This window comes from Lacticaseibacillus rhamnosus, assembly GCF_900636965.1.
GTDB classification, from domain to species: Bacteria; Bacillota; Bacilli; order Lactobacillales; family Lactobacillaceae; genus Lacticaseibacillus; species Lacticaseibacillus rhamnosus.
In genome coordinates this window covers 21014-38659 of record NZ_LR134331.1, presented here as the reverse complement: position 1 = coordinate 38659, position 17646 = coordinate 21014, and the positions used below count along the sequence as shown (strand labels likewise).

Here is a 17646-nt window from a genome sequence, read left to right as displayed (position 1 = left end):
TTTGCGTTAAAAGTTTTTGACCAAAAAACTTCGCCTTGATGCTAGTTCGAGTTGGCGCTATTTTATACGTGTACCTCTCTTGACACATATTAGCTGACCAATACATACCCATATCATCGTTTGTTGCTTTCACAACTGGTTCTCCTATTCGATCAAGCCGCTAAAATCATGCTAGCGAGGACAACCTATGACCAAATTAAAAAAGATGACACTTAATCAGAAACTTGCGACCATTATTTATACCATTATCGGGCTCTTCGTCATTGGCCATCTAACCCCAATAATGGCTGTCAGGACAAAGCTGCTAATGAACGGTTATTTTCAGAGTGCGTTTTGCGCCCGCATTCAGCGTTCTTCTGAAAATGCTTATGCCCCTGCGTATAGTCATGACGATGAAGGAACGGTTTATTACGTCAAGCCCTCCCCTGTTTCGCAGGCGGAACTTAAGCAGACGACTGCTCGGCTAAATCGTTATGCCGTCAAAACCTTTATTTTGAGCTTTGCGGAAGTAACCTGGGCTGACTAAGCCTCGCTACAGGTCAATTGGCTTACCGTGATCGTAAGTTTTCCGGTCTTCTTCCGTAATGTTTCGAACCACGTGACAAGGGGAACCGAATGCAACAACATTGGCTGGAATATCCTTGGTGACCAAACTGCCAGCGCCGATGACAGTATTATCACCAATGGTAACCCCGGGCATCACCGTGACATTGGCACCAAACCAACAATTGCGACCCACATGAATCGGCTTATTATATTGATAGCCTTGTTCGCGCAGAGTTGGATCAATCGGATGAGTCGCAGTTACCAACGTCACGTTTGGCCCGAACATGGTGCGATCGCCCACGTAAATATGGGTATCATCCACCAACGTCAGATTAAAATTAGCATAGATACCACTGCCAAAATGAACATGCGCCCCACCAAAGTTTGAATGAAACGGCGCCTCAATATAACTTTTAGCGCCAATTTCAGCGAACATTTTTTTGAGTTGGGCAAATCGTTCTGCTTGATGGCTCGCCGGAATCTGGTTGTAAATCGCCAGCTGATCAATTGCCGCCAGCTGTTCTTTTTGCAGATCTGCATTCATCGGTTGATACAACGCCCCTTGATGCATTTTATCTTGAATCGTCATGAAATCGCTCCTTTACCTTTAATAGGTGTCAATGTTGGACTGTTTTCGAATTAGCCAGTTTTGTTTGACCTAATCTTAACGACCGTCATCTCTTTGCTACATGCATTCGTAGTTACCTCGTTTCTGCCTCATCGTATCACAGACTTACGCAACGTAAAAAATCGGCCATTTGATGATCCTAGCAAAACACTCATCAGATGGTTTGGGGCGATCTTTAGTTTGGTAAAAATATATGGTTATAAAGGCGTCGTTTTATTGAGTCTTGCCTTGATGTTGAAGTCGATGTCCAATGGTATTATTCAACGTTCGGGCGCCTAAACCGAGCGCAATCACAACAAGAATCCACTTAGGCAACAGTAAACCTACAAGAATATAAATAACGGCAACAAGTACCATTAGTGACGCAGCGCGATATTCCTCCCAATCATGAGCATTTAAATTTTCTTTTTTCGGTCGCTCGCCAATGACTAATCGGAACAAAATAAATTGAAACAGATCAACCATAAAGATAATAACTGCAAATAATGTCGCACTAATACGGCTACCTGGATGGTCACTGATAAAACTGGTTGCAAACGGCACTAAACAGATGAACACAAGATAGAAAAAATTCAATACCAAAAAATTGGTGCTTGGCTGCTGAACAGTGTGCAAAAGTTCTTGGTGAAAGATCCAGTACTGGCCGACCACCGCAAAACTGATAAAGTAAATGACGACAGAAAACCCGGTTGCGTAAAGGTCCACTTTAGTCAGCGTTTTGGGCACTTTAATATCTAATACCATCAATGTCAGCACAACCGCGAATACGCCATCCGAAATGGCATCAAGCCGGCTTTTGCTATTTTCAAACATGTGCATCTGTCCCTTCTTTACCTTTTATCATACCCCCAAATAGTCGTGCTTTAGCGTATGATGAGACTAGCAATGTTTGCCAGCTTATAAGTACCTATGCAATCCTGATACATGGTGTTGCGCACTATGTTGGCTGACATTCATACAAATTCCTGAAGGAGCAGCAATTATGACTTTTTCGATCTTTGCCTTTTTACTGGTTGCCGGGATCGGTGCCGGACTCACTGCTACGTTAGCAGGGTTAGCTTCACTGGTCTCGTATCCAGCCCTGCTCGCAATCGGCGTGCCACCAGTCATTGCTAACGTCACCAATACAGCGGCACTCGTCTTCACTGGGGTTGGTTCAGCCGTCTCCTCACTGCCGGAACTGCGCGGCCGGGGTAAATTTCTTTGGCGTCTGATTCTGATTGTGTCACTCGGTAGTATTTTCGGTAGTGCTCTTCTATTGATTGCACCGGCTTCGACATTTGAAAAGATTGTGCCATTTTTCATCATCGCGGCGGGACTTTTACTCTTATTCAGCGGTAAACTACCGACTCAGGAGCATCGTCCAGGCGAGCCGGTGAAGACCTTAACCTTTCGCCAAGAAGCTGCACAGACCATTGTTATTTTCGTAACGGGTGCTTACGCGGGGTATTTCGGCGCTGCTGCCGGCGTGGTCATGCTGGCAACTTTGACCCTGACAGTTGACCAACCGTTTATTGTCTCCAACTCGATGAAGAATCTGACCGGCTTTGCAGCTAACGCCATTGCCACCGTCATTTATGCTTTCACCACTAAAATCGAGTGGTTAATGGTTATTCCGCTTGGCATTGGACTCTTCATCGACGGCTACATCGGCCCGATCATCGCCCGCCGCTTACCGGTTCAATTATTACGCGTCATTATTGCAGCACTGGCCTTCCTGCTGGCGGCAAAGTTATTTGCGCAGGCTTATCTTTGATTTTTCCTAGTTTTATCGTTCATCCGGGCAAGCAAAAACGCCGCATGAACTTTAGCGAGTACTGGCGGCGTTTAGCTTGTAATCACGATTTTGCAGGGAAGTATTGTGAGAACACATCATACTCCCTGTATTTTTATACCTGCATTGACCTTGGTTGCACAAAAAGCCATCACGCTCACAGCAACCACATTGCTAATCCAAATAAGATTAAGTGAACGACTAACCTAATCAAATGATGCTTTATATGCGGCCTGCCATACAATCGGATGCCATTAAACCACGAAACCGCTGACAGACCTAATAACCCGATCAAAAGTATGACCAAAGCGCTGAATTTGTCAGGAATAACAGCCGCTGTCAGGACTAGCGCAGCGGCCAGTGCGAATAGCTGGTTTAAGTAAGAGGCGTTCTGGTTCGTTTTTCCCGCTTGCCAGATTGTGAGCAGCATCAAAAAACCATAAAACCCGATCACCACACGAATCAAAATCTCCGCCATATTTGTTACTAGCCTTCCTGCGCCTGCAACACTTGATCCATCACATGCAAGACCCCGAACTCATCGTTACTGCGCGTCCGATACTTCGCGTGCTGCGCCATCCCTTGAGTCGCATTCGCCATGATGTAACTGTATCCGACCGTCTCTAACATCGGAATGTCATTATCATAATCGCCAAACGCCATCATTTGTGCGGTTGGAATATCAAAATGGCGGCTTAAAATGCGCATCCCGCGACCTTTATTCACCCCCAGATTCTGAATGTCCAACCATGTTTCGCCGCTCACTTGAACCGTGTAATTTTGGCCAAAAGCCGGCCGGAAATACCGTTCCGCATTGACACGACTATCGGCATTAGGGAAGTAAATCGTCACTTTGTCCACTTCCAAGGAAGCCGCCATCAGATCAGGCACTTTTTTTAGTTGATGATAAAACGGCAATAGTGCCGGGGCATACTGGCCATCTGCCGCATTAATATAGGCAGCGTCCAAGGCACATAAGACGGGAACGCCATCGGTCTTGTCACAGATAAACGCCACAATCTCGCGATACGCTGCGGCTGGAATTAAACTCTTGCCGATGATCTGACCATGTGAGGCGACCAACCCGCCATTATCGCAAACCAATGAAATTTGCTTAGTAAAATGCGGAAAGGTTTCCTGCAAGGTATACAGCGGCCGACCACTGGCAGCCACGAATTCGATCCCGGCTTGATTGAGCCGCTGAAGATAACGATCAAAGTGCGGCGGCAGCGTCCCTTCACTGGTCAACAATGTCTGATCCATGTCACTGGCGATTAATTTTACATTTTGCATTTCTTTCTCCTATTAATGAATTAACTAGCGCTTGGCGGCTCTCGCTCAATGCGGCGCCCCTTTTGTCACCACATTTTCGATCACCTTCGCAATTTGTTCCGGTGATTCTTTCATCCCTTGTTTCAACCACATCGTTAACATGCCCTCCGCCCCTTGCACGAAAAATGCGTAGTAATAAGCGAGCTGTTTTGGATCGGCTTCACGGTACCATGCCTGGTAGCGTGCTTGCGTCTGCGTCTGAATCGGACGGACAATTTTCTCCAACACCGTACTATCCGGATTGGTCAGAATAATCGTGGCTGCTTGCGGATGCTGTGTGATGACCTTGAGAATCGGAACTAGCATCTTGGTCATGTCATCTATTTTAACACTGAGATACGGTTGAATTTCATTTAATAAATCGGTTTCAATTTGTTCAAATAATGCCAGCGGTGATGCAAAGTGCAAATAAAAGGTACCTCGATTCAGATCCGCTTGCCGACAAATCTCAGTGACCGTCACCTCATCCAGTGATTTCGTTGCCAGAATTTGCAACAACGCCGCTTTAAACTGGCTCACGGTATATTGTACCCGCCGATTATTGCTTATGCCTGTCATCATAACCTCCAAACCAACATGATCTGTACAACGTGTTCATTTAACAACAGATATCCGGATTCTGTGCTTGAACGACTGGTTTTAATCTAACATAATGTTATTAAATGAACAACGTGTTGAGCGTAGGTTTGACTCAAGCGCGAACTATCTCAACACCTTTCAGGAGGCTACCATGGCATATATCGAAGTAAAACATGAATCAAAACGTTACCAAATGGGCGAAACCGTCATCACCGCCAATCACGATATTAATTTTTCGGCTGATCAAGGTAAGCTCACGGTCATTCTTGGTCCCAGCGGTGCCGGTAAATCGACATTGCTGAATATTCTAGGCGGGATGGATTCGCCAACAGAAGGTGAGGTCTGGATTGACGGCACGGATATCGCAACTTTTTCGGATCGCCAATTGACAGCTTTTCGACGGCACAATGTCGGTTTTGTTTTCCAGTTTTATAATCTGATTCCTAACCTGACGACTAAGGAAAATGTTGAACTGGCTGGCTCAATTGTCGCTGATGCATTGGATCCCACCACGGTTCTTAAACAAGTCGGCTTAGGTGCCCGGCTGGATAATTTTCCTTCGCAGCTTTCCGGTGGCGAGCAGCAACGGGTGGCCATTGCCCGAGCCTTGGCGAAGAATCCGAAACTGCTTTTATGTGATGAACCGACTGGCGCATTGGATTACAAAACCGGTAAACAGGTCTTGCAGCTGTTGCAAGATGCCAGCCGCAAAGACCATAAAACCGTCTTGATCATCACCCATAATGCCGCGATTGCCAAAATGGCGGATCGGGTTGTTGAAATCAATGATGCTCGAGTTCGCAGCATTCACGACGAGCCGGCACCGACACCGGTAGCGGACATCGAGTGGTAGGTGATCAGTTTGAAACCATTAACTAAAAATCTTTGGCGTAACATTCGCGATTCACTCGGCCGCTTCATTGCGATTGTCATCATTATTATGCTTGGCGTGCTTTTATTTGTCGGGGTTAAAGCCACGGGTCCCGCTCTCAAAGACTCACTGAATACGACCGTTAAAGCCGATCACCTCGCCGATGCCCAATTGCTGGCAACTACTGGCGTCAGCTCTGCCCAAGTCAAAGCGGCACAGTCAGTCAAGAGAACCCAAGCCGAAGCGGTTAAATTCAAATATGCAATCGGTGGCCGCTCAAGTGATGTTGTCGCTTTATACGGCTATCAAAAAACGGCCACAATCAATCGCCTCCACCTCACCAGTGGCCGCCTCCCCACGCACCGTGATGAAATCGTGCTAGACACCGTTGCTAAAAAGAGCGGCTATCGACTCGGCCAGCATTACACGTTTGCACGTAGCAGCGGGCTTAAGGACCGAACATATACCATCACCGGCTTTGCTGACTCACCAGCCTATATCGAAGACACTAGCCGCGGGTCGGCAAATATCGGGGATGGCACGGTCCGTTATTTTGCGTATATCCCTGATCAGCAAATGAACCTGCCTGTTGCCTCGCAGCTCAACATCCGCTTTCCAAACTTACAAACCCGCGACACTTTCAGCACAGCCTATCAAGACGCCGTAACTGCGAAAATGAAACAGGTCAAGCAACGCGTTAAAGCGCAGGCGCAAGCAGATTTAGCCAAGACCATCCAAGCTAAAATGACCCAGGCGGCGATGACCAAAGCCACCAATCAGGCAGTTGCAGCTGGCATGCCTGCCACCGCAGCGACTGCAACAGCGACGCAAACCGTCAAAACTTACCAAGCAGGGTTCAAAAAGCAGGCAACCGCAACGGCCCGCCACCAACTGACCACTAGTCTCACATGGCAAACCCGCGATGATTTACCGGGCTTCGGCGATTATGGCGGTTCAGCCGATCGCATTGCCGCCATCGCCAATGTGTTTCCCGTATTCTTCTTCCTCGTTGCGGCATTAATCACCTTTACCACCGTAAGTCGCATGGTCGAAGAAGCCCGCGCTCAAATCGGAACTTTTAAAGCTTTAGGCTATGGCAAATGGGCCATTGCCCGTAACTATCTGGCCTATGCTGCCTTAGCCGGTTTACTCGGTGGTATCATCGGCGTCTTTGCCGGCAACTTCAGCATCCCGCGCATCGTCTTAAGCCTGTATAAGAACTACATCCCGCTTAAGCAAGTGATTTCGCTGCAATGGCCACTGATCTTTTTGTCGCTGCTATTAGCCTTAATCGCAACTCTTGGCGCTGCGATCATCGTGGTGCGCAATGAACTGACGGAAAAACCCGCCGCTTTGATGCGTCCGCGTGCGCCCAAGTCCGCCAAACGGATCCTGCTTGAACGCATCACCCCTTTATGGTCACGCCTTTCATTCAATCAAAAAGTCAGTTACCGCAATCTTTTCCGCTATAAGTCACGCCTTGTCATGACCATTCTCGGGATCGCCGGCGGAACCGCCTTGATTCTTACCGGATTTGGCATAAAGGATTCCATTACCGCGACCGGCACTTTACAATATGGCGACGTGATTCATTACCAAGCCATCGTCCGACTGGCAGATGGTAAGCAACCAGCCGCTGCCAAAACGATTCTGCAAAAAAGTCGTGCTTATCGTAGTGCCGTCAGTGTTAGCAGTACCACTGCCAAATTAAGCAGCAACGGTCACCAAATTAGCGATGTTAATCTTTTTGCTCCGACAACCGGCAAACAGCTTGAACCTTACGTCAGTCTGCGTTCAACGACTACCAATCAAGCCTTAACCCTGCCAAGTACCGGCATTGTCATTACCAGTAAACTGGCAAAAGCACTGAAGCTTAACACCGGTGATCGGTTAAAGGTGACGACGACTGCTGGTCAGGCTCATCGTTTTACCGTCAAAGGGATCGCCAAAAATTATGTCGGTCACTTTGGCTATCTCTCTGCCACAGCGTATCAACAACTAGTCGGCAAACAGTCTGCACCAAACTCGCTGCTCGTTCGTCTGCGCTCGCAAAGTCAGCAGCAGGACGATCGCTTAGCTAAACGTCTGCTGAATCATCATGCGATTGTGGGCATCAGCTTCACCACCACCGCGAAAAAGACCTTGCACAACATGAGCGGCATGTTAAACCCGATTGTCCTGATCTTCATTTTGCTTAGTGCGGTTTTATCCTTCGTCGTCCTCTATAACCTAAACAACATCAACGTTTCCGAGCGTATTCGCGAACTCTCCACCATCAAAGTGCTTGGGTTCTTTGATCGTGAGGTGACGATGTATATCAGCCGCGAAAGTATCGTCCTTACCATTGTCGGCATCCTGTTAGGCTATGGACTGGGTAATCTTTTAACCGCCTATATTCTATTCCAAGCCGAAACCGAGGCCGTTGTCTTCCCGTTGACGATTAGTATGATCGGTTATCTCACGGCCACGCTTTTGATGATGGCCTTTACCGGTATTGTCACCTGGCTCACGCACCGGCGACTTCAACGTGTGGATATGGTCGAGGCACTGAAATCAAACGAGTAACTTACAATTTTGTCATGCAGTCGCGGATCGCGGCTGCTTTTTTCATGTAAAATTCACGAAAAATCGCCACTAAATGCTCAAAATGACGCAAATTTGACGCCCAGATGAAGATTGAGAACAACTCCTAACAATCCTGTAATGGTGACGTAACATTGACACAGTAAAGTAGCCTTTAGTTAATTAATTAAGGGTGAGGTCAAACATGAAATTCAATAAAGCAATGATGACATTGGTTGCAGCAGTTACCTTAGCGGGTTCTGTTAGCGCCGTAACACCGGTTTTCGCTGACACAAGTGCCAGCATCGCATCTAACAAGAGCGAAACCAACGATTTATTAAAGCAAATCGAAGCAGCTAACACTGAAGTGATCAACCTCAACAAGCAGATTGATGCAAAGAATGGCGAAATCAGTGACGCCACTGCCAAGATCAGTGCAACGGATGCCAAGATCGCATCGTTGAGTGGCGAAATCACCGCTGCTCAAAAGAACGTCGCAGCCCGGAAGAACAACTTGAAGGATCAATTGATTTCCCTTCAAAAGAAAGCCGGCAGTTCAGTTAGCGGCAATGTCTATATTGATTTCGTGTTGAACTCACAAAGTCTATCTGACTTGATTGCCCGTACCATGACAGTCGGCAAGTTAAGTCAAGCCAGCAAAGACGCTTTGGATGCGGTAACCGTCGCCAAAGATAAGTTAGCCGCTTTGAAGAGTGAACAGGAAACGGCACGTCAGACCTTGGTTTCGACTAAAGCATCCCTCGAAACGCAAAAGTCACAGCTAGAGACCCTTCAAAAGACCGCAAGCGATAAGCAAGATGCTTTGAACAAAGAAATTGCCGATCACAAAGACGAATTGGTTGCACTCCAAAGTCAATTTGCTCAAGAACAATCAGAAGCAGCCAAAGCAACCCAGGCTGCCTTGAAGACAGCGGCTGCATCAACTGCTTCAAGTTCTACCAGCTCAACTTCAAATAAGAGTGCCAACAGCAGTGTTCTTTCGACTGGTACCTCATCAACCAACACTTCTTCCAACAGCGGTGCCTCATCTACTGTGATCAGCAGCAACACTGCTTCAGGTAGTGGCAGCCATGCTGATTACAGCGGTTCAGGTAACACTTATCCTTGGGGTCAGTGCACATGGTACGTTAAGTCTGTTGCTTCATGGGCAGGCAATGGCTGGGGCAACGGTGCTGAATGGGGCGCTTCCGCTGCAGCAGCCGGCTTCACGGTTAACCACACCCCGGCAGCAGGTTCCATCATCGTCTTCGCTGCTGGTCAATCTGTTGGCGGCCAATGGACAGCTGATGGCTCTTATGGTCACGTTGCTTATGTTCAATCCGTTTCTGGCGACAGCGTTACGATCACTCAAGGCGGTATGGGCTTCAGCTCACCAACCGGTCCTAACACCCAGACCATCTCTGGTGCCAGCAGCTACGTTTACATCCACCGGTAATTTTTACCCACCCTTAATATCACGTCTTGGGACCTCACCAATGAATCCCAACCTAAAAATACCGTTGAAATAAATAACCCTCTGAACAACTGTCATTTGAAGACATGTTCAGAGGGTTATTTTTTATGTGTATTGACGCAAAAGTAACTTAATGGAAGTGGGCGTTGCCATTTTACTGACTTAAGATGAAAGCTTCCTCCTCTAAATGCCCGCTCCCTCAGCAGTCACAAGCAACATCACAAGTTGCACAATCATCAAGATAGAAACTATTGGCGCGGCTGATTTTAACAAAGTCCCCGATGTCCCATTGTTCCCGTTTAGCGATCTCATTAACGATCACTCCGAAACGCTGGCGGAATTTGTAAATGTAACAGAAAATCGCATCCTCGTGGCGTACATCAGGCCCGGCAACAAATACATTTTTCGCCTGAGTTGATTCATCAACGTCATTCAAAGCAATTTCGCCATCATTATTTTCAAATAATTGTGGCCAGAGTTTTAACGGGCCGGCATCAAAACCTGTGCATAGAACGGGCTTATACGGCGTCGTAATCGTACGTCCGTCTGTAAACCACAATTGATACTGGGAATCCTGGGTGCGCGTGACGGTCTTCAACGCAATCTTCTCTTGTAACGTGATTCTGTTAGCAACTTCCGCTGGCAAATCCAAGAATCGCCGCCGTGTGTACGGTGCCAACCGAATACTTGGGTCGGCCGATGCCGCATTCAGACCCGTTTCCTTGGTCAACAAAAGTACCTTATGGCCTAGCGTTGCCAAATTGATAGCCGCATCAACTCCACTTTCGTTTCCGCCAATCACAATCTGGGTTTTCCCCGTCAAGTCCTGCCACGAGGTCACTTGCTGATAGTGAATGACGTTTTCCGGATGATCGGTTAATTTAGGGAAAGCATACTGACCGACTGCCATGATCAAGTACTTGGTGGTCACGACGCCGTGATTCGTTTCGAGTTGATAACCTTCAGTAGTCGGTGAAATTGCACCAACGCGCGTATGTTCAGCGATCGGTAATGCGTAAGTATCCGCCAACAATTTAAGATAATCGGCAAATTGTGAACCACTCAGATGCTCTGCACCAAGCGTATACGCAGGCGAGGTCTCCATACTGACGGCATTCAAATCCGGCATGCCGAATCCGTTACTGGTAAAGGATGGCGTAATGAATCGCGTTTCTTTTGGCCAACGTCGGAAACTTGCGCCAATTTCTTCCTGCTCAAGAATCTGAAATTGACTGCAGCCAAGTTGTTCTAACATGATACCGATACCAACGCCCGCTGCTCCACCACCAATAATCGTCATTTGATTCATCCAAATCGCTCCTTTTGTCAATTCAACCGTTCACTGTCAAGATTCATCACCCGTGTTACGCCAGCTTCACACGCCTTAGCAACTAACTGCGCAACCATTGTGCCAATAACCGTCAACCCAGCCGCGACCACCACAGCTAAAAGTTCAACCACTGCGAACTTCCCCGCGGTCGCTATTGCATGAGTCCCATTAAAGAATTGGACAATCATTAAGCCAACAGCCCCTGTGATCCCACCGACAGCATTCATCGCAAAAGAATCTACCACATCATAGAAATGTTTTGAATGCTGCATTTTTGAAACCATCTGCCGACAAATCACGCCAGCAACGGCAGCAACAATGGCCATGCTCAATGCCCCGACATATCCGACTAAAGCGGTACTGGTTACCAAACCACACAGCACGCCATTCAACAAATCGCCTAACTGCACCACACCATTTTGCCGATAAGTCAGCCAATACCAACCGATCATCGCCATCAACACGGCCACGAATGTATTAATCAGCACCTGTCCGGCAAGCTTATTCAAACTGCCTGCCGGGGCTAAGTTAAACCCTAACCAGCCAACCAGAATCATGATCGTTGCCGCGTAATCAGTTCGAAAATCATTTGGCATACTCGGCTGATCACCTGGAAGTAACGCTTTTGCCAGCACCAAACTCGTCAACCCTGCCGTCAAATGCACGACAATGCCGCCGGAAAAGTCCAAAGCACCTAATTGTCGCAACCACCCATGATCAGCCCATAGCCAGTGTGCAAGCGGGCAGTACACCAACACAGTCCACACCGGAACAAAGCCAAACATGTAGCGGCTGTTCCTGTTACCAGCGATCGTACCCATCAACATCGCAACCGCATATAAGTAAAAATCCATTTGTACCAAGCCAGCAGATAATGATGAAAAAGTTGTTGCGTGTAATAAGTCAAAACCAAATGCCAGGCGGTTACCAAAAACCAACCAACAGGCAATCGCAATCATTAACGCAATACTCATGGTTAAAAGTGCTGATTGCTGGCGAACCCGTGGCATCATCCCGACATACAGCAGTGGCACACTAAAGATCATCGGCAACATGATCAAGAAACAAACAAGTGCAAACATGAATAACCCCCTCATTAGCGTCAACCAATCCGGATAAGCCGCCTCAGTCTGAGTAGCCTTGGTTCCTAACCAGTGTTTTCAAACAAAGCTAGCGAACTGATCAACGGGTGTGTTTCTTTATCGGCCAACAAGGATTCATTGCTTCTATAGATATACAGCGCCAGTTAGTACCCGCTTGGTTGATATAAAAGCAATCTCGCCTCTTAAATCGTAATCATTACGCTTTATGAAGCGATTTTCACCTTAGCATTTGTTGAACATCATTGTCAATTAATATTTTAGGAGGATGTTAAGATACGTCGCACGCAGGTATGCTTACCAGTATTTCTTGTTGGATACGAAGCCCGCCCTTATTGGGTTTCTCAGCAGTTATAAAAATACGGTACTTGATTTCTCATTATCGATTTTATTGTTGTTATCAAAATTCTGATTTTCATTATTATTGTAAATGAGCAAAATTTACAGTCCGCCGCCAATATCATTGAAAGCGTTTTATATATTTGATAAAATACTTTTAGTGATGAGCGGAAAATTATTTAGAAGATCCCAAATATCTGAACTTCTCAACGAACTCAAATAACATCCTATCCCTTTTCCATTAGTGTTTAACCTAATTCCCTTGCAGTTTGCTTGGGGAGTTGTCCCTATAAAAAAGTCTGGAACACTTCATTGTCCTAAAAATGAATTTGAAAGAAATGCTGTTCCACTGATTCTCGCCACGATAAAGGATTAAACAAATGAACATGATTAATGTGAATCATTTAAACAAAAAATTCCAAGACAAAACCGTTCTCTTAGATGTCAGTTTTTCGATTCAAGAAGGGCGAATTACAGGAATACTCGGTAAAAATGGTGCTGGAAAAACCACACTATTAAAAATATTATTAAACCTGATTGATAAAACCAGCGGTACTGTAGATTATACTTTTCAAAATAAGCATATTGCATACGGAAACAGAGCGCTTTATCGTAACGTGGCAGCGGTTCTTGAATCTGTTGATAATCTATACGACTATTTAACTGGACGCCAAAATATCAACTACTTTTTGAATCTCAGCGGTATTTCTCCAGCCAGCAAAACTTCCGAGATTAATTCACTTTTCAAAAAGTTTGATCTTTCATCTGCCATTGACCAGCGCGTTGGTCAGTACTCGCGGGGAATGAAACAAAAACTAGCACTCATTTCCTGTTTAGTCAGCGATGCCAGCTTACTGTTCTTGGATGAACCGACCCTTGGACTTGATTTTGTTGCTAGCCGCACGCTAATCAGGCAGATAAAGGAAATCAATCAACAGTTGCACAAGACAATTATCCTTACCTCACACCAAGCTGATGTTCTTGAGAAACTTGTCGATGATGTTCTTCTTATCGATAACCAGAAAGTACGATTCTTCGGCCCCTATGAAGAATTCCAAAAAACCTTTTCTTCTTTTGGTTTCGTTGTGGTTTCATCCCATTTTTCTTTCAAAGCCAATAATGCAATAACCGTCAACTCAAGCGACGACGGCAAGCGTGTGACGACAACTTTCAAAACATTGAAAGATCAACAAGAATTCCTTAAAAAGCTTCTTGAGCATGGGATTACCATTCATGCGGTGCAAAATCGTTATCCATCTCTTGATGAACTTTTACGTTTAGTCTTTTGATCGAGAATGAGAGGTGAAAGACTTGATCATACATTTATTTAAAGCCGAATTTTCTCGATATCTGGCAGAAGTTAGAACTTATTTCCCGGATCAAATTACCAGTATGGTCGTCACCATAATCATCTTCGTAGTCTTTACTTTTCTTAATATTGATGCTGGAAATTCGGCTTTTTATATCGGGTATGCATATTGGTACCTAATTAGTGGATGGTGAAAAACTATAAAAGTACTTTCATGATAGGCTTTGACAATAGTTAAGTGTATAATAAGTGTAAGCCTTATTTGCCCGAAATGCCTATGCTTTGGGATTTACCCTTGCACTTATCGCTGACCTATCGGAGGAATTGATCATGGTTTATCGTCAAAAAGCAACGCAACTATCACTTGAATCCTTTGGAAGCGCTCTGGGAACACCGCTCAGCCCGGACAACGAGTGGGTTCAATATGCAGAATTGATCCCATGGGCCAAACTTGAAGAGGCATACCAATTACAGTTCCCTTCAAAAACCGGCCGAGCAGCGAAGCCATTTCGATTGCTTTATGGCGCAACGTTGATCCAGTTGAAGAAAGGCCTGACCGACCGCCAAGTTGTCGACGATATCCGTGATACACCAGCCTATCAGTACTTCATCGGATTACCCGAATATCGCGCTAAGAAGCCATTTGAACACACAACGTTGGTGCACTTTCGCCAACGGCTTTCAGCCATCTCAGATTTGATCCGCAACATTACTAATGACTTCACGCGCGAGCGGTTGGAGGCCGATCTACCTGAGGGGACACATGTTTTGATTAGTGATGCGACTGCCGTTCCGGTCAAGATCAAGTATCCCCAAGATACAACGCTGCTTAACCAGAGTCGTTTGAATCTCGAACAAATGGTCACAGATCTGGCCCACGGGTTAGGTGTGGAAATTCCGCGGACGTACAGACGTGAAGCAAAAGGTAAGTGGACCGCTTTTTCGAGGAAACCGCGGCGTCAAAACAAGGAACGCCGCAAACAGCTTCAGGCTCAGCTACAATACATCCGAAGAGATCTGCGATATGTGGCGGAACTGCTTGCGCAAGGCGGTCAGCTCACTGATTGGCAAGCACAGCGTCTGGAAGTGATTAAACAAGTCTATGAGCAGCAGCTCTTCATGTTTGAGAACCACACTCACCATGTCGAGAATCGCATCGTTAGCCTTCAACAGCCGTATATCCGGCCAATCGTGCGAGGTAAGGCAAAGCAGTCCGTTGAGTTTGGCGCCAAGATTGACTGTTCCATGTTGGATGGCGTGATTGATGTAGAGCGTTTCGACTTCAATTCATTTAACGAAAGCACTGATCTTGAAGTAACGCTTGACCATGCTTTTGACCTAGTGGGTGAATATCCGGATGAGGTGCTGGTCGATACTCTCTATCGCACGCGAGATAACATCAATCTGTGTAAGAAGCTAGGCATTAAACTTAATGGGCCAAAGCTGGGTCGAAAGCCCAAACATGTGGATCCGAAACAGCGCAAAGCCGATGTCAGTGCGGAAAACCGTCGCGGTGCCATTGAGCGCAAGTTTGCCTTCTTGAAAGGTTCACTTGGGCTTGACTTAGTGAACACCAGAACGGCTGAGTCCTTGGTGGTAACGGTGGATAGCGCGATTGCATTGGCAAATATCGACCTCCTCCTTAAGCTTTTTTCTGTACCAATTTCTATTGTGGTCGAACAGGGTGGCCTGCATTATCAAATCAACTATAAAGTGACTGAAATTCGGCCAGAAACCGCAGCCTAAATCACCAGGCACTAATTAGTTCGATTATCGGTGAAGCCTCTGAAAGTATTTCTTTAGAAAACAAATGGGCACATTAGACCAGCTCTTGCTAAGACCAGCCGGACTCGAATTAGTTCTCACTGTAAAAACAACTGTTTGGATCATCATTAATTTCATTAAAGTTTTCATCGTTCTTGCATTTATTGCCTTGATATTTCACTTGAACATAGGATTTCACATCGGACTACTACCGATCTTTTTCATTACTTGCATTGGAATTTTTGGCTTCTCCTTACTGCTCGCCGCTTTAACACTGAAGTATACAAAAACCGCCTCTTTTCAGTCGGTTATTTCGTATCTCCTATTATTTTTAACAGGTTCAATTTTCCCATTAACGCAATTACCTGAGTTTGTTCAGATTTCTGGAAGAATGTTGCCGATTACCCTTGGGATCGATCTCTCAAAGCAATTAATCAACCAGCACAGCGTTTCAATAAACACTTTCTTACTGCTCTGTGTTCAGTCCCTTATTTACGTGTATGTAGGCCATCTCGCTTTTCAAAGAATTTATCGATCCAGTAAGAAGTCTGGTATTGACAATTCTTACTAGGATAATTGGTCGTACTAGGAGTGACAATAAGGACGAATGCCTCTTACTGCTGTCGTGCTTGTCTTGCAATTGGTATTCTGGCACGAATGAATTTGTTCTTTTTTTACTCGAATTTCACTCACTTGACCTTTACGCCATGAAAGATATGAATCTCAGCGATCTTTCAAAGTCTAAAATTTTAAGATTTCGAGACATATGAATCGCTTTGCAGATATTGGTATGTATTGACTTAAGCGACCATCCTAACCCCATATTTAAAAATAGCCAGTTACCAATTACAGAAATAATATAGTCGATACCGCAACAATATTATTAACAAAATGAAGGGCGATCGTGTCTTGTATTTTCCCAGTTTTTAAGTAGACAACTGCAAACACTGCTCCATTAACAACATATATCAAGAATCCAAAAATCGTATCTCCACCATGTGCAGAAGCAAATATGAGAGCACTCAATAGCACTTTAAAAAATAACTGATTTTGCTTAAAGAATAAATGCATTAAGATTCCTCGGAAAACCAATTCTTCCGTGATTGGTCCCAATACAATCACGTTAATAGCAAGAAGAATAACCATAAGTTGGTTGTGACTTAACAGAGATGATTCAATGACCTGATTATTTGACGTTTGTACACGCTGATAAATCGTATAATTCAAGGTTGACAGGATTTCATTGCTAATTAAAATGGTCAGATAGCCACCAATCACGTAAAAAATATCTCTCAGTTTAACACGCTGAATAATTTTTTGATTGGTGTATTTATGAAATAATTTATAGGCCATATATATTACTACGACACTCGACGTAACACACGCAAATGCCAGCGAAAGCGATGATACTACATTATTTGTGTAAGGCATGATCAGCAAAAAAAGTAGGGGCGATGGACTCAACAAATATAATACGAGCATATAAAAGCTTCTTCTGATAAGGGAACTTTCTTGATGTTTCACAAATTAGCGCTCCTTTGTCTATTTCATTAATTTCAAAAAACTATTCAGTCATTAAATAAATCTACCATTCAAAATAGTTAAAAAAAGAATTAATATCAAGACAAGGCCTCTGAAGATTTTTCTATCCTTGTCGTTACAGGGATTATCGCTGTTTTTTTACATTGGCAATTGATAGCAAACAAGAGCTATCATTGCAACTGACATCCTATTACAATTGCCGAATCTTCTTATACACATTCAACCTCTGTCACAAATGAATATTTTCTGAAAAATATCCAAAATTATTATAATAATTATATTTGTACTCTTCGGAACAAGAATGACGTCATAATATTGATCCTCATTCGACAGCTTTTCCCAACCACTCATGTTTGGCAACGTCTCAGTCTGGTACTTTCCGCGCTTGTTCTGCTCTGCTTCCAGGTAGTTATCATGTATGGATTCGGCTATCTAGCGGACGTCAATATTCCAATCGGTTGATGGGCTTGGTTCGTATTTGGAGGGTACCGGCAGA

General features: G+C 45.1%; 16 protein-coding genes. 8 read left to right on the top strand and 8 right to left on the bottom strand.

The genetic code is table 11. The features are described from left to right. The first annotated feature begins 187 nt into the window (after positions 1–187). Entirely contained in the window at positions 188–526 is a 339-nt protein-coding gene (locus EL173_RS00210; RefSeq protein WP_005690335.1) for a hypothetical protein, read from the top strand. A 6-nt stretch (positions 527–532) separates the two neighbouring features. On the opposite strand, the gene EL173_RS00205 is transcribed toward EL173_RS00210, so the two are convergent. Further along, positions 533–1135, bottom strand: coding sequence for a sugar O-acetyltransferase (locus EL173_RS00205; protein WP_005687952.1), 603 nt, complete (start codon positions 1133–1135; stop codon positions 533–535). A gap of 252 nt (positions 1136–1387) precedes the next feature. Next, complete coding sequence (locus EL173_RS00200) at positions 1388–1993, bottom strand: TMEM175 family protein (protein ID WP_005690336.1); 606 nt, start codon at positions 1991–1993, stop codon at positions 1388–1390. 163 nt (positions 1994–2156) lie between these two features. Between EL173_RS00200 and EL173_RS00195 the strand changes: the two genes are divergently transcribed. Further along, entirely contained in the window at positions 2157–2930 is a 774-nt protein-coding gene (locus tag EL173_RS00195; RefSeq protein WP_019728341.1) for a sulfite exporter TauE/SafE family protein, read from the top strand. 175 nt (positions 2931–3105) lie between these two features. Here the strand turns inward: EL173_RS00195 and EL173_RS00190 are convergent, their stop codons facing one another. From EL173_RS00190 to EL173_RS00180, 3 genes are read right to left on the bottom strand one after another with little or no spacing between them, the layout of a single operon-like run. After that, a complete protein-coding gene (locus tag EL173_RS00190) occupies positions 3106–3426 on the bottom strand; it encodes a hypothetical protein (RefSeq protein ID WP_005690340.1) in 321 nt (106 codons plus the stop codon). An 8-nt stretch (positions 3427–3434) separates the two neighbouring features. Beyond that, on the bottom strand, positions 3435–4241 hold the full coding sequence (locus EL173_RS00185) for an HAD family hydrolase (protein WP_005690342.1): 807 nt from the start codon (positions 4239–4241) through the stop codon (positions 3435–3437). Positions 4242–4286: 45 nt separating this feature from the next. Next, a complete protein-coding gene (locus EL173_RS00180) occupies positions 4287–4838 on the bottom strand; it encodes a TetR/AcrR family transcriptional regulator (protein WP_014571015.1) in 552 nt (183 codons plus the stop codon). A 172-nt stretch (positions 4839–5010) separates the two neighbouring features. Between EL173_RS00180 and EL173_RS00175 the strand changes: the two genes are divergently transcribed. The 3 genes from EL173_RS00175 (at position 5011) to EL173_RS00165 (ending at position 9748) form a co-directional block, all read left to right on the top strand. Further along, a complete protein-coding gene (locus EL173_RS00175) occupies positions 5011–5712 on the top strand; it encodes an ABC transporter ATP-binding protein (RefSeq protein ID WP_012807323.1) in 702 nt (233 codons plus the stop codon). Between the two features lie 9 nt (positions 5713–5721). Further along, on the top strand, positions 5722–8295 hold the full coding sequence (locus EL173_RS00170; RefSeq protein ID WP_020752119.1) for an ABC transporter permease: 2574 nt from the start codon (positions 5722–5724) through the stop codon (positions 8293–8295). Positions 8296–8497: 202 nt separating this feature from the next. Next, complete coding sequence (locus EL173_RS00165; protein ID WP_005690351.1) at positions 8498–9748, top strand: cell wall hydrolase P40; 1251 nt, start codon at positions 8498–8500, stop codon at positions 9746–9748. 217 nt (positions 9749–9965) lie between these two features. On the opposite strand, the gene EL173_RS00160 is transcribed toward EL173_RS00165, so the two are convergent. Further along, positions 9966–11075, bottom strand: coding sequence for an NAD(P)/FAD-dependent oxidoreductase (locus tag EL173_RS00160; protein WP_012807321.1), 1110 nt, complete (start codon positions 11073–11075; stop codon positions 9966–9968). Positions 11076–11092: 17 nt separating this feature from the next. Further along, positions 11093–12178 (bottom strand): ammonium transporter, encoded by a 1086-nt coding sequence (locus EL173_RS00155; RefSeq protein WP_012807320.1) that lies wholly within the window; start codon positions 12176–12178, stop codon positions 11093–11095. A 737-nt stretch (positions 12179–12915) separates the two neighbouring features. On the opposite strand from EL173_RS00155, the gene EL173_RS00150 reads away from it, so the two are divergent. The 3 genes from EL173_RS00150 to EL173_RS00135 all read left to right on the top strand — a co-directional run bounded on the left by EL173_RS00150 (position 12916) and on the right by EL173_RS00135 (position 16179). Next, the gene (locus tag EL173_RS00150; RefSeq protein ID WP_005690358.1) at positions 12916–13824 is read left to right on the top strand and encodes an ABC transporter ATP-binding protein; all 909 of its coding nucleotides are present in this window, start codon (positions 12916–12918) and stop codon (positions 13822–13824) included. Between the two features lie 350 nt (positions 13825–14174). After that, positions 14175–15590 carry an IS5-like element ISLrh2 family transposase gene (locus tag EL173_RS00140; protein ID WP_019728464.1) on the top strand — a complete coding sequence of 472 codons (1416 nt, stop codon included), beginning with the start codon at positions 14175–14177 and terminating at the stop codon, positions 15588–15590. Between the two features lie 64 nt (positions 15591–15654). Continuing rightward, complete coding sequence (locus EL173_RS00135; RefSeq protein ID WP_019728429.1) at positions 15655–16179, top strand: ABC transporter permease; 525 nt, start codon at positions 15655–15657, stop codon at positions 16177–16179. A 275-nt stretch (positions 16180–16454) separates the two neighbouring features. Here the strand turns inward: EL173_RS00135 and EL173_RS00130 are convergent, their stop codons facing one another. Continuing rightward, complete coding sequence (locus EL173_RS00130) at positions 16455–17132, bottom strand: CPBP family intramembrane glutamic endopeptidase (protein WP_012807319.1); 678 nt, start codon at positions 17130–17132, stop codon at positions 16455–16457. Positions 17133–17646 lie beyond the last annotated feature (514 nt).

Coding starts and splice junctions, on each gene's coding strand:
- EL173_RS00165 (WP_005690351.1), top strand. CDS start 8,498: ATGAAATTCAATAAAGCAATGATGACATTGGTTGCAGCAGTTACCTTA.
- EL173_RS00140 (WP_019728464.1), top strand. CDS start 14,175: ATGGTTTATCGTCAAAAAGCAACGCAACTATCACTTGAATCCTTTGGA.
- EL173_RS00210 (WP_005690335.1), top strand. CDS start 188: ATGACCAAATTAAAAAAGATGACACTTAATCAGAAACTTGCGACCATT.
- EL173_RS00175 (WP_012807323.1), top strand. CDS start 5,011: ATGGCATATATCGAAGTAAAACATGAATCAAAACGTTACCAAATGGGC.
- EL173_RS00135 (WP_019728429.1), top strand. CDS start 15,655: ATGGGCACATTAGACCAGCTCTTGCTAAGACCAGCCGGACTCGAATTA.
- EL173_RS00205 (WP_005687952.1), bottom strand. CDS start 1,135: ATGACGATTCAAGATAAAATGCATCAAGGGGCGTTGTATCAACCGATG.
- EL173_RS00150 (WP_005690358.1), top strand. CDS start 12,916: ATGAACATGATTAATGTGAATCATTTAAACAAAAAATTCCAAGACAAA.
- EL173_RS00195 (WP_019728341.1), top strand. CDS start 2,157: ATGACTTTTTCGATCTTTGCCTTTTTACTGGTTGCCGGGATCGGTGCC.
- EL173_RS00160 (WP_012807321.1), bottom strand. CDS start 11,075: ATGAATCAAATGACGATTATTGGTGGTGGAGCAGCGGGCGTTGGTATC.
- EL173_RS00155 (WP_012807320.1), bottom strand. CDS start 12,178: ATGTTTGCACTTGTTTGTTTCTTGATCATGTTGCCGATGATCTTTAGT.
- EL173_RS00200 (WP_005690336.1), bottom strand. CDS start 1,993: ATGCACATGTTTGAAAATAGCAAAAGCCGGCTTGATGCCATTTCGGAT.
- EL173_RS00185 (WP_005690342.1), bottom strand. CDS start 4,241: ATGCAAAATGTAAAATTAATCGCCAGTGACATGGATCAGACATTGTTG.
- EL173_RS00180 (WP_014571015.1), bottom strand. CDS start 4,838: ATGACAGGCATAAGCAATAATCGGCGGGTACAATATACCGTGAGCCAG.
- EL173_RS00190 (WP_005690340.1), bottom strand. CDS start 3,426: ATGGCGGAGATTTTGATTCGTGTGGTGATCGGGTTTTATGGTTTTTTG.